Below are 13,237 nucleotides of genomic sequence, written 5' to 3' on the forward strand. Positions count from 1 at the left end.
AGGGATTATGAGCGGCATTAACGTCACGATTGACGCTCCTACCGGAAAATATGTGAAACAAGCACTAGAGCTAATCGCTAGAGAATTTCAGGATTATCTCAATTCCTTACAACCTGAGGAAATAAAATGTTTAGCTGAACGTTTAACGCCTACTAATATCAAGCCAAAGTATTCTCAAGCTGAAATCAACTTTGCTGCCAAGCTTGGTGCCGATCAAATCAGCGATGAGGAGCATAGTAAATTAGAACTGGCTGCTCTGACGAGAAATTTTAAATGGAGACAAGAACTACTTAAATCTTCATTAACGGCTCCACAAGTAGCCGATTTGTTGAACACGACCCGTCAGACACCACACGATCGCTTAAAAAAGAATAGCCTAATTGCCGTTCAAGATAACGGAGTTTGGAAATTTCCCACCTGGCAATTCGATCCGGAGGGGCCAGATGGAGTAACCGCTGGGCTACCTGATGTTTTAAAGGCTCTCAATGTTCCTGCTTTATCAAAAATTAGTTGGCTAACTAAACCCAACAGTGCTTTAAATGGGCTAACCCCCATCGAAGCTTTGAAGTTTGGGCAGATAGACGATGTAATTGCTGCTGCTAGGACTGTCGGAGTTTTATAGTCATCTTGCAATCAAAAAATGAGCATCAGAATCAACGCGGAGCAGTTGAGACGCTTTGACGTGGAGAATGAAAATTCCCCGCGTCTTTGCTATCTCTACCTCCGCGTCTGCTTTCTGTGCCTTTAAGTATAAATCTTGCCTAAAAATCATCTGAGTGGCTGACAAAAGTTACAGAGACTACACTTGAATAGATAAAAATGTCCGGAAATACGTAGCCGACTTTTGAATTTTTGTGTAGATGTAGTTTTAATGTACTAGTTTACAAAGGCAGTCAAAATCTGCAACTTCAATTGAAGGCTATTAGCGCAGTGTCTCCGACAGGAGAAGCATAAAGCATAAAAGATGAAGTAAACCCTAGAAATAAATATGAGGCAACTCAGAACGGCGGTAGGTTTGCTTTGATTTTCTTAATGGATAAATCCCAGCGAATCAGAGCAAACTTTTATTGTTGTTTCATCTTTCATCCTTTATACTTCTGCGGTCAAGTATTCCCATTTTGTCAGTTAACCAGATGAGGAGTAATCAAGGTGGTCAAACTCATTGTCCCGCCACCTCGCTTTGGCAGGCCAAAACCAAAATTTCATATTTTAAAAAAGGGCACGGAATTTTTTCGGATTTTTCGCACAGACTTTGGCACGACTGCGCTGACTTTTCGGGAGTGGGGGCCACTTTTTCGCTTCGATCATCATCGCGGCAATTTTCCCAGTTTTTCCTACGAGCCATTGGATTACCAAGCAGCCAATGACCAGGAACGCGGTATATACTACATTGCGCCAAAACTTTCGAGTTGTCTAGTAGAAGTTTTTGGTGATATTGGTTGTATTGAAATCACTGACCAGTTGATTGCGATTGTTACTGCTACGAGGGATTTAAAATTACTCGATTTGCGCGGAAACGGAGCCATGCGTGCTGGTGCAAATGAAGCGACTCTCGCCAAGACAGAAAAGCGTGGTCTTAGCCAAGCTTGGTCACGTTATTTTTATGAGCAGCCAGAAATTTACTCCCAAATTCACGGGTTAATTTATTGCAATGCTCATAACAATGAAGATGCGATCGCTATTTATGAGCGTGCACAACATTTCTTCAGTTGTAGCCCAGACAATGTATTGCCGCTAAAACATGAGTTATTACGCGGGCCAATATTAAAAGCGGCAGATGAGAATAATTTAGAAGTAATTCCCTATTGGTAATTGGTAATTCGTAGTTCGTAATTAAGGAAGTTAGCACAAAATATCATTGGGCGAGGAAAACTTGCCCTTTACGAAAATTTATATGTCGCTATGATTAACTGAATGCTTACCCATGACAAAGCGCAAAGTCTGAGCGGAGGTTTCCTCCGCTCAGAACTTTGTAAGAGAGGACAAATGACAAATAACAAATGACACCCCTTGCTAATTATGTTTAATTGCACTGCCCTATAAAAATATGAATAGCAAATCAGATAAAGAGCCTAGTAACAACCAGATTTCTCGGGAAGCCGTAGATTGGCTGCTAAAGCGAATTATTCACGTCCCGAAAAACTGGTTAATTATTAGTAGTATTTTTATTCTTCTCAGCACCTTTCAAGTTAATGGTGGTGAAAAATTAACCTTTAAATTTCAAGTTACAAATACAACAGCTATTTTTTTAGCTCTAACTTGGCTACCTTCTATCCTCAAAATATTTGCATTAACTGGCGGAGCGGTAAAGACACCTGCGGGTGAAATTACAGGCTCCAGTATGATGCCAATGTTACAGTCATTAACGGGAGATACCTTAGGCTATTTGATTGAGCAGACCAAGCTAGCAGAAGATGTCGCACCACCTCAACAGCAGCTAGAAATGCGGCAAATACGCCATGAATGGCAGAAAGCCTATGCCTCAACTGTTCCTGTATCGGAAGCCAGGCAACAAATCGAGCGTTTAAGTCAACGTTATAAGGAACTCAGAAGTTCCCTACCATCGGGAGCAAAACGCACATTTGAAATGGAGTCGATTGCTGGACGAATGCGGGCGCTGGCTCCGGAGGTGAATTTTTCTGCCGCAGAAGTAAATAATTTACTCAAATCTAACGACCAAGGTAAGCGCTTGCTAGGACTTTCAATCGCGGAATGGAGTGGAGATGCAAATTATTTTTATGCAGTGCTGAGTATTATTAATAGCTCAGAAACAGCCTTTGAGCAGACTTGTGCATTGCGTGCAGTAGAAAAGATGGTATCCCATCTCAACGAACAACAGGAACAAGACTTGCTGTCAGCGCTGATACATCAACGCAATTTCAATGAAGCCGAAAAGTGCTGGATTAGGCCTAACTCTAATCGCTGGGCATTGAGCGATCGCATCTTATCTCTGTTAGAAAAATAGGTATATTAGAATATCTTCCCTCTTCAACAAGGGAACAGAAACTAGGGAACAGGATTTCCTATTTTCTGTTCCCTTGTTAATATATGCTCAAATTCAGGTGGAATTCTCCCTAGATATACCTTTGAAAGATTGTCTAGTTTCTCGTTTGAGGCTATGAATATCTACCAACAGTCAAAGCCTCGTTGACTTTAACGACAAAATTTGCTTTTCGTCTAGAGCGCAGATCGTTTAAGCTAGCTGAAAGATTCTTTGGATTTATGGGTAAAAGGCGGTAAGAGTGTGCGTAAAAATTTTGGATTAATGTCTCTTCTGGTAGTCTGTAGTTTGTGGGGTATGCCAAAAGCAGCGCAAGCACAGGCTCTACTACCTCATACACTGCAATTAGATGCCAGCAAATTAGAAAAACAAGGTTTGAGCTTGGCACAAGAAGCTGCACAACTGAGTCAGTTTCAACAGTTTGAGTTAGCTTTGCCACGTGCTCGTTTGGCTAGTCAACTAGCTCCAAAAAATGATAAAGTTTGGTTTCTATTAGGTGGATTGCATCTGCAAAATAAAGAGTTTGACGCGGCACTCGCAGCCTTGAAAAAGGCCCAAACTCTCAATCCCAAAAATGCCGACGTTTTATTTGCAATGGGTTCGGCTAATTTTCAGCAGAAAAAATATCAGTTAGCTGTTGCTAATTACCAAGCTGGTTTGAAGTTAAAACCTCAAGATGCAGACGCTTTGTTTGATTTGGGGAATGCTTATTACATGATGGGTCGCTTACCAGATGCGATCGCCCAATATAATAAAGCCGTCTCCTACGATCAAAAATTCTGGCCAGCAATTAACAATACTGGCTTAATTCAATACGAACAGGGTGATACCCAAAATGCCATTAAACAATGGCAAAGGGCTGTATCTTTAGATAAACAAGCCGCAGAACCTTTACTAGCGCTAGCAGTCGCCCTATATACTAAAGGCGATCGCCAACAAGGGTTAGCAATGGGAGAAGCTGCACTCCGCATTGACCAACGTTATGGTGATTTGGATTTCCTCAAGCAAAATCTTTGGGGTGAACGTCTACTATCAGATACCAAAAAGTTTCTCGAATTACCGAGGATTCAAGCAGCCCTCCAGCAGAGGGAAAGCCCATTAAACTCTACCCAAGAACCTCAATAGAAAATGACTAATTGGCAATTGGTAATTGGAGCCGCTTTTACCCATTACCTCTTACCTCTTGCCTAAAGCCGCCATTTCATAGTACATATATACTGGTTGATAGCAAGTAGTGCATTCCTGAAAAAAGTCACCAATTCTCGAATACTAGTACACCCGTTGCGGGTATAAATTATAAAAAACAGTTCAACAGGCTCAAATCAGAGTCTTTTGACTGCCGCGTAGTAGTGCTAGTCTTTGGGTAGAAGTGCCAGGATCTGATCAACAAAAAGTTGATGGTCAACAACAGGCTTAGAAATGTAGCCATCAGCGCCACTTTGTTTCAAAAAGTTCTCGCGATCGCCTTCCATAGCGTGAGCAGTTACCAGAATCACAGGTAAATTTGCTGTTTGCGGATCGGATTTCAACATTTGTGTAATTTTGATACCGTCAACAGATTTGCCCTGGTAAACACTCCGAGACAAAGAAACATCCATTAAAATCAGGTCTGCATCTCCAGATTGGGCAATTTTTATTACCTCTTCCACATTTTCTGTATGCTTAACATCTAAGCCCCCGCGCTTGGTCAAAATTTTGGAAAAAACGCGAGCATTAATGAGATCGTCTTCTACAATCAAAACAGTTTTCATGAGAACTTAACTTATAGGAATTTGGGGGATGAACATCTGGAAAAACAGTTGTCTGCCTCCTTTTTAATCTTCAGTGTGTATCCCCGTCATCAAGGATAATACTACTGCTTCTTATCATTTGACTAACAATATTTGGTTAGAAATTGCTTTTCATCCGTTATGCTGTGGTTGTTGCAGCGTTAGTTTCCAGCGACTTTTGTGTAATTAAATTTCAGGGAAAAAGCTCATGGCAAAACAGTTAAACCTTCTCTCCACGGGACAGGTAATCACAACAGCCCTGCACACAGAGATGCAACGGTCTTACCTCGAATATGCCATGAGCGTAATTGTCGGGAGAGCGTTGCCAGATGTGCGTGATGGCTTAAAGCCAGTACATCGCCGGATTTTGTATGCAATGCACGAACTAGGTTTGACACCAGATAGACCATATCGGAAATGTGCCCGTGTGGTGGGGGATGTGCTTGGTAAATACCATCCCCACGGTGACCAATCAGTTTATGATGCCTTAGTTAGGTTAGTGCAGGATTTTTCCAGCCGCTATCCCTTACTAGCAGGACATGGTAACTTTGGCAGCGTTGACAATGACCCACCAGCCGCGATGCGTTACACGGAAACCCGCCTAGCAGCCATTGGTCATGAGGGAATGCTGACGGAAATTGGCGATGAAACTGTGGAATTTATCGGCAATTTCGATAATTCTCAACAAGAACCCACAGTATTACCCGCTCAGTTACCCTTCCTATTACTTAATGGCTGCTCTGGAATTGCGGTAGGGATGGCGACGAATATTCCCCCGCACAATTTAGGGGAAGTCGTTGATGGATTAATCGCCTTAATTGATCAGCCAGATTTATCGGATGAAAAATTATTTGAGTTAATTCCAGGGCCAGATTTTCCCACAGGTGGAGAAATTATTGGCTCAACTGGAATTCGGGAAGCTTACACTACAGGTAAGGGTGGGATTGTGTTGCGGGGTGTGGCGCAATTAGAAGAAATCGCACCCGCAAGGGGAAGCAAGCGACGGACAGCAATTATCATCACAGAACTGCCATATCAGGTAAATAAAGCCGCCTGGATTGAAAAAGTTGCAGAATTGGTGAATCAAGGGCGATTGCAAGGTATTTCGGATATTCGCGACGAAAGCGATCGCGAAGGGATGCGTGTGGTAATTGAACTCAAACGCGATATTAATCCCCAAGAAATCCTTCAGCATTTGTATCACCAAACTGCCTTACAAACTAATTTTGGGGCGATTCTCTTAGCTTTGGTAGATGGACAACCCCGTCAATTAAGCTTGCGTCAGTTATTACTAGAATTTTTAAGTTTCCGCGAGCAGACACTCTCCCGTCGCTATAGCTACGAGTTGGGGAAAGCGGAAAATCGGCTGCATTTGGTGGAAGGTTTACTCTTAGCTTTATCTAATGTTGATACAGTAATTGAAATTTTGCGCCAAGCACCTGATGGAAGCACCGCAAAAATTACTCTATGTAGCCAACTGAATTTAAGTGAAGTCCAAGCAGATGCAATTTTAGCTATGCCATTGCGTCGCTTAACAAGTTTAGAACACCAGAATTTACAACAGGAATTTGAGCAACTCACACAGCAAATTAATTTATTACGCATCTTACTCAGCGATCGCAAAGAATTACTCAAAGCATTGAAAAAAGATTTGCGATCGCTCAAGCGCAAATACAGTGATCCTCGACGGACAAAACTAGTCAACCTGAGTGCTGAGGAAATTAAAAAACAAGGAGAAACTCAGACCAAAAAAGCAGGCGATCGCGACGCGGAAAATCTTAAAGTTAGCTCGGAAATTCTCAAATCAGAAGTTGCCGCAGAAGAAGCAATTTTAGAGTTCACTCACCGGGGATATGTCCGCCGCATTGCAGTTAACGGTAAAAAACCAAAAACAGAAAATGGTCTGAATGAGAACGACTTTATTATCCAAACTCAAATAACTGATACAGATAAAGAGTTGTTGGTACTTACTAGCGGTGCGAAAGTTTACCCAGTCAGAGTAGGCGATATCCCTGCAGTGACGGGGCGTTCTCCCAAGGGTACACCACTGATTACATTGCTCTCCAATACAGCCCAAGGTACTCAAGAAGGGGTGATTAATCGCTTGTTGTTACCAGACAATGTTGAAAACACCCAGATGATTCTTCTCACAAAGCAGGGGCGAATTAAGCGCCTAGCTTTAGAAGAATTGAGCAACCTGACTCGTCGAGTCACAATTTTAAAACTGAAAGACGATGATGAACTGATATATAGCCAATTAATTACTACAGGTAAACATCTGATTGTTGCTAGTTCCAGCGGACGGCTGTTGCGATTCGCTGTAAATGACGAACAACTGCCCATAATGGGACGTGCGGCTATGGGATTACAAGCATTACGGATGTTAAGACAACAGCAGATGGTGGGCTGTGGTGTTGTGAGTGGACAAGAAGAGTTATTGCTAGTGACTCAAGAAGGATATGCCAAACGCCTAACTGCTAATCAGTTAAAAGCTGCTAATCGCGGCGATTTAGGCACGCAAGCGCTGAAATTCACTAACAAAACCGACAACTTAGCCGCAATGCTGGTGGCGATCGCCTCTGGTGAGGTAGCGTTACTCACCAATAAAGAACGAATAGTGCGACTACCTCTAGAAACCGTGCCTTTTGCTGATCGAGATAGCAAAGGCCAAAGCATTCTCCAACTCAACCGCGATGAGAAAATCATCAGTGTTGTGGAAGTGCGTTAGTCAAAAAAGCAAAATATATTGTGCGATCGCAGGTAGTCATACCAATTCAAAATTCAACTGGACAAGACTTTGAGTCTGTGTATCTGTCGCATTCTTTTTTCAAATTGATATCAGGACTTTATTCCTGATTTGTTCACATTTCTCACCTCTTAAATGTGAACAAATATTAATATTTCTGAGAATCAGACTAATAGTAAATTGGCAAAAAAATACGCCAGGTACTTGATAGAGACGTGAAATATCAAGTCTTTATAGGTAGTACCTAAATTGTCATAATTTTTTGAAATTGAGCAATTTCTGAAATCCATGTAGAATAGTTGCAAAACTATTTCAATAAATTATCGCTTTACTTGCAGTAAAGTCATGCAAATTCAGCCTCTAACTTCAGAAGAGGCGATTTTTTCAATTTGTCTGAGTATAATTACTCTCTCTCCTTACTAGTAGTTCAAATCTGCTCCTACCTCTAAAGATAGAGATTTTCGTCTCCAGGTATCAGTTGGTGTTTTCTGCGTCAAGTTTTAGCAATAAAACTAAAAATATATCCTTGCAATTATGAAAATCATTGTTATATTAGTTTACATAACCACATAAATCTTATTATAGTCTCTTTGGAGTACCTACCATGACAAACGCAACCAAAACCCTATCTGCACCTGTAGTAGAAGATCGCAACTCTTGGCGTTGGGGCTTTACCCCGCAAGCAGAAATTTGGAACGGTCGTTTAGCAATGATCGGCTTCTTAGCAGCAGCTTTAATTGAGCTGTTATCTGGGAAAGGCTTTCTGCACTTCTGGGGTATTCTCTAATACCAATCTTTAATTTGCTATCAATCTTAAAATACAAAATTAGGTATAAATAAAAAACCTGGGAATTTATAAATTCCCAGGTTTTTTAATTTTTGTTCCTTGTCCTTGGTCATCAGCCATTTGCTAAAAGCTAATGACTAAGAACTCACAATAAATCACTAACGGATATATTCTTTAAGAACACTGTTACGATTTGGGTGGCGTAACTTGCGGAGTGCTTTAGCTTCAATTTGACGAATACGTTCTCGAGTCACATTGAAAATCTGGCCAATTTCCTCTAAGGTTTTCATGCGGCCATCATCCAAACCGTAACGTAATCTCAGAACATCTCTTTCGCGAGGGCTGAGGCTGTCGAGGACTTTTTCTAAATCTTCACGCAGCAGATTTTTAGAAACTTGGTCTTCTGGAGTTTCGCCATCAGATTCAATAAAATCGCCTAAGCGAGAATCTTCTTCTTTCCCAATAGGTGTTTCTAAAGAAATAGGCAATTGAGCAGATTTAGCAATAAACCGTAGCTTCTCAATTGTCATTTCCATGCGAGTCGCAATTTCTTCTTCAGTTGGTTTGCGACCCATTTCTTGAGAAAGTAGCTTAGTGGTTTTCTTGATGCGGGAGATGGTTTCGTAAAGGTGAACTGGAAGGCGAATAGTACGAGATTGATCGGCGATCGCTCTGGTAATTGCTTGACGAATCCACCATGTAGCGTAGGTAGAAAACTTATAACCTTTTTCATGGTCAAATTTTTCTGCGGCGCGAATCAAGCCTAGGCTACCTTCTTGAATTAAATCTTGGAAGGATAAGCCACGATTCATGTATTTCTTGGCAATTGAAACTACAAGGCGGAGGTTAGATTGCACCATCTTATCTTTCGCCCTGCGACCAACATGCAAACGGTAGCGAAATGCCGGCAAGGGTAGTTGCACAGCTTCTGCCCATTCGCTATCGCGAGGATCGCGTTCCAACTGTTCCGAAAGCCTTTCCCGTATTCTTTCTAATTCCAGTAAATCAGCAATTTTACGTGCTAATTCAATTTCTTCATCTGCCCGCAACAGACGAATGCGACCAATTTCTTGCAAGTAAAGGCGAATAGAATCTTCGGTATAGTGCTTTTTCTTGCTTTGTGTCCGACGACGCGATTTAGCGGCTTTTCCAGACTTTGCGTCGTCCTCATCAGACTGAGGCTCTAAAAAATCATCAATGTCGCCATCATCAGTTATCAGCAAGTCCTCTTCATCTTCTATTAAGAGTTCTTCTAACTCGAGCTCAGGCTGATTCATTATTTCTAGGTCAGGCTGATATATGCTTTCGAGTACGTTGTTAGCCTGGTTCATGCCGCGTTCCTCATGCTCCTTGCAGAATCAATTACTCAAGATGTGTGTATTGCTCTTTTATTAAGATATTAAGAGCTATTTACCACCGAAAATATTTTTTTGGCCAGGTTGCCTGAGATATTTTCGGAAATTTTGCTTCTCCTATTGGAGAGTTTATTACTAAGTGTGGAAATCGCTGTTGTAGCTAACTTACTCACACAAGTAAAGGCTATGCGTAATTATTAGCGCATATTACCTTTAACTAACTTGTCTAAAAAAAGACATGTCTTGATAAAAAAATTTACCACTACAGTTAAATAAACATAACTGTTGATAGATTTTTTCCGTAAAGACTGTTCCGATTGTAGCCTGTTTCACAGAAATTGCACTCTTTTTGTGTGTTAATCTTGTAGTCCTTAAGGCAGGTAAAGCCACTATTATCAAAAACAACTTCCAAACGGTAGTCATGCCCTTAAATATTTTTTGAAACTTTTTGGAATTGCAGTGGCATTGTCATTAGATTAAGACTTAGGTATCCCTGCCCATGCACGATTTCAAGTACAATGCACAACATTTATTACTTAGAAACAGCGCATTTTATATTAACTCAAGCGAGCAGCTTTAGCGCACGTATTTTTACATTTCCTTCATAAAGCAGTAAATCCGTGAAGCTAAGGCGGAAATTCCCGCTAGGTAGATACAGCTAATATGCTGGTGTTTGTCTGTAGGGAATCTTCATTTTGTGTGCTAATTACCTAAACTGAGGAGTTGAGGTAATGACAGAACCAACGTGATGTTTCAAATGAAATTGAAATAAAGTTGGTCTTATTCACACGTTAGCGCACTCTGAAGATTTCAGCCCTATGAAACTTGACAAACTTTTCCTATTGTATACAACGATATTTTAATCAATTCATAAAGGATTTGACATTACTGATGAACATTAATTTTCCTACTGAAACTAAATAGTTTAAAGAAGGGGTTATACACCTACTTAGAAAACCGCTTAAGTAAAATATTTGTAATTTTTAATACTCATTACTACAGTAGTTTAGAAGTTCTCTTGTTAACCAGGAATATTGCAGCTGCTGAACAAATCCCTAAGCGGATATGAAATAGCGCTTTGCTATTCAAGGATAGCAAATACATTTCTGAGTGGGGCAAAATTTACTGATACTCAATAAAGTAAGACATTTGTACCTTCCCTATTTGAAATATTGATGAAGTTAACAAACTTATCGATGCTTAACTACTGAGAATAAAAGATATAGCTTGACAAACAAAACTTTCCATGTAATGTGAAGTTTTCGTGAATTTTATTATTTTTGTGATTAAAGTTTATGTATTTTATCAACTATTCTCATCATTAACTATATAGCTTTTGGATGCGTGCTATACGGAAAAAATCTGAGAGTAATTATAAAAGGCGCGATTAACGCGCCTGGCAATGTGGTTTATTAACCTATAGGACTGAAAAAGTGCAATAAGTTAATAAACAAACAAAATTGCACTTAATTTTTCCTGCTTGGTACTCAAGAGTTCAAATTTCCGGCAACTTTAACTCTTGAATAGCTGATTCACGTCACAACTTATTAGATATCTAGATCCGTTAAATTCAGTTTAGAACCATAGGTTTCGATAAATTCCCTTCGGGGTGCGACGCGATCGCCCATTAAAATTGTAAAAATGCGATCAGCTTCAGCCGCATCCTCAATCTCTACTTGCTTCATTTTGCGGGTTTCGGGGTTCATTGTCGTTGTCCAGAGTTGTTCTGGCATCATTTCTCCCAACCCTTTAAACCGTTGGATAGTGTAGTTGGCATTGCTAGGAAAGGCAGCAATCTTTTGTTGTAATTCGCGATCGCTATAGCAGTACTCATGATTGCGTCCTCGTTCTAATTTATAAAGTGGAGGACAAGCAATATAAATGAAGCCCTGCTCAATTAACGCTCGCTGATACCGATAGAAAAATGTTAACAACAGTGTACGGATATGCGCTCCATCCACGTCAGCGTCAGTCATAATTACTATGCGATGATAGCGCAACTGCGAAGCGTCGAATTCTTCACCTTTGACACCTAAACCTAGTGCTGTAATTAACGCTTGGACTTCATTATTTTTATAAATTTTGGAGTCGTCAGTTTTCTCAATATTGAGGATTTTACCGCGTAGGGGAAGGATGGCTTGAGTACGGCGATCGCGTCCTTGTTTAGCACTACCACCTGCAGAATCGCCTTCTACAATATAAATTTCCGATTCGCTAGGATCGCGAGAACTGCAATCTGCCAATTTACCAGGTAAAGGCGAGGATTCTAGCACCGATTTGCGGCGCACTAACTCCCGTGCATGACGGGCGGCTTCGGCGGCTTTAAAGGCTTGGATAGCTTTATCTAAAACTGCATCAGCTACACCGGGGTGAAATTCTAGGTATTCGGTGAGGACTTCCCCAACCAAAGAATCAACAATCCCGCGAACTTCTGTATTACCCAGTTTAGTTTTGGTTTGTCCTTCAAATTCGGGATCGGGAACTTTGACAGAAATTACTGCTGTCAGTCCTTCACGGACGTGTTCACCACTAAGATTGGCTTCATTTTCTTTAATTTTGTTCCGCTTGCGCGCGATCGCATTAAGTGTCCGTGTCAGAACTGCCTTTAAGCCTTCTAAATGCGTACCACCATCAACTGTACGAATATTATTAGCAAACCCTAGAACATTATCTGTATAAGCATCAGTACACCACTGCAAAGCTACTTCTACTTGAACATTATTACGTTCACCCTGCACATAAATAATTTCTTCATGCAGAGGCTGCTTCTCGCGGTTCATGTAGGCAATATATTCTTTGATCCCGCCCTTATATTCGTAGGTTTCTACCTTGGGAGTATCGCTTTTGAGTAATTCCAGGCGGTTGTCAGTAAATGTAATTTTGACACCTGCATTCAGATAAGCCAGTTCCCGCAAGCGACCCGCTAAAGTAATGTAATCAAACTCAATGCCTGTAGTGAAGATTTGAGTATCAGGCTTGAAGGTAACAGAAGTTCCGGTTCTCGCTTCCTTGTAAGCCTTGGTTTGCAGGTCAGAAGCAGGGATACCTCGTTCATAACGCTGGAGATGAACCTTTTTATCCCGCCAAACTGTCACCTCAACAAACTCAGACAGGGCGTTAACTACAGAAATCCCTACCCCGTGTAAACCTCCAGAAACTTTGTAGCCGCCACCGCCAAACTTACCCCCGGCGTGTAACACTGTTAACACAGTTTCCAACGCTGATTTTCCGGTTTTTGGGTGAATATCAGTAGGAATACCCCGCCCATCATCTGTTACAGTAACAGAGCCGTCAGCGTTGATATCCACTTCCACATGAGTGCAATAACCAGCTAAAGCCTCATCAACCGAGTTATCCACCACCTCGTAAACTAAATGATGGAGTCCCCGCGGGCCAGTGGAACCGATGTACATACCTGGTCGTTTGCGGACGGCTTCCAGACCTTCCAGAACTTGAATCTGATCGGCACTGTAACTGCTCGTCATGAAAATTCTCCTGATGCGTGGGGTTGAAAATCGCCAAAAGGCTAAAAAAGTCAAATCACTCCAAAATTCTAACACATCAGCCTTGCTAGCGTCT

The 13,237-nt window shown here is 41.2% G+C and carries 9 protein-coding genes; 6 read left to right on the plus strand and 3 right to left on the minus strand.

Annotated features, from left to right (window positions below; translation table 11 throughout):
* The first annotated feature begins 7 nt into the window (after positions 1 to 7).
* The 4 genes from AACU25_RS31135 to AACU25_RS31150 all read left to right on the plus strand — a co-directional run bounded on the left by AACU25_RS31135 (position 8) and on the right by AACU25_RS31150 (position 4,126).
* Positions 8 to 622, plus strand: coding sequence for a hypothetical protein (locus AACU25_RS31135; protein ID WP_096582299.1), 615 nt, complete (start codon positions 8 to 10; stop codon positions 620 to 622).
* 527 nt (positions 623 to 1,149) lie between these two features.
* Positions 1,150 to 1,812: an RES family NAD+ phosphorylase gene (locus AACU25_RS31140; protein ID WP_096582301.1), complete on the plus strand. Its 663-nt coding sequence runs from the start codon at positions 1,150 to 1,152 to the stop codon at positions 1,810 to 1,812.
* Positions 1,813 to 2,047: 235 nt separating this feature from the next.
* Positions 2,048 to 2,965: a hypothetical protein gene (locus tag AACU25_RS31145; RefSeq protein ID WP_096582303.1), complete on the plus strand. Its 918-nt coding sequence runs from the start codon at positions 2,048 to 2,050 to the stop codon at positions 2,963 to 2,965.
* Between the two features lie 279 nt (positions 2,966 to 3,244).
* On the plus strand, positions 3,245 to 4,126 hold the full coding sequence (locus AACU25_RS31150) for a tetratricopeptide repeat protein (RefSeq protein ID WP_096584315.1): 882 nt from the start codon (positions 3,245 to 3,247) through the stop codon (positions 4,124 to 4,126).
* Between the two features lie 227 nt (positions 4,127 to 4,353).
* Here AACU25_RS31150 and AACU25_RS31155 read toward each other — a convergent pair whose 3' ends face one another.
* Positions 4,354 to 4,752, minus strand: a complete 399-nt coding sequence (locus AACU25_RS31155; RefSeq protein ID WP_096582305.1) for a response regulator — start codon at positions 4,750 to 4,752, stop codon at positions 4,354 to 4,356.
* Between the two features lie 226 nt (positions 4,753 to 4,978).
* Here AACU25_RS31155 and gyrA point away from each other — a divergent pair, with 226 nt between their 5' ends.
* Both gyrA and AACU25_RS31165 read left to right on the plus strand, forming a co-directional pair.
* Positions 4,979 to 7,498 carry a DNA topoisomerase (ATP-hydrolyzing) subunit A gene (gene gyrA / locus AACU25_RS31160; protein ID WP_096582307.1) on the plus strand — a complete coding sequence of 840 codons (2,520 nt, stop codon included), beginning with the start codon at positions 4,979 to 4,981 and terminating at the stop codon, positions 7,496 to 7,498.
* 622 nt (positions 7,499 to 8,120) lie between these two features.
* Positions 8,121 to 8,303 carry a chlorophyll a/b-binding protein gene (locus AACU25_RS31165; protein WP_045867743.1) on the plus strand — a complete coding sequence of 61 codons (183 nt, stop codon included), beginning with the start codon at positions 8,121 to 8,123 and terminating at the stop codon, positions 8,301 to 8,303.
* Between the two features lie 158 nt (positions 8,304 to 8,461).
* On the opposite strand, the gene rpoD is transcribed toward AACU25_RS31165, so the two are convergent.
* Together rpoD and gyrB are read right to left on the minus strand one after the other, a co-directional pair.
* Entirely contained in the window at positions 8,462 to 9,634 is a 1,173-nt protein-coding gene (gene rpoD, locus AACU25_RS31170) for an RNA polymerase sigma factor RpoD (RefSeq protein ID WP_045867742.1), read from the minus strand.
* Between the two features lie 1,571 nt (positions 9,635 to 11,205).
* Positions 11,206 to 13,143 carry a DNA topoisomerase (ATP-hydrolyzing) subunit B gene (gene gyrB / locus AACU25_RS31175; RefSeq protein WP_096582309.1) on the minus strand — a complete coding sequence of 646 codons (1,938 nt, stop codon included), beginning with the start codon at positions 13,141 to 13,143 and terminating at the stop codon, positions 11,206 to 11,208.
* Positions 13,144 to 13,237: the final 94 nt, after the last annotated feature.

The organism is Tolypothrix tenuis PCC 7101, assembly GCF_963874875.1.
Classification (GTDB): Bacteria; Cyanobacteriota; Cyanobacteriia; order Cyanobacteriales; family Nostocaceae; genus Aulosira; species Aulosira tenue.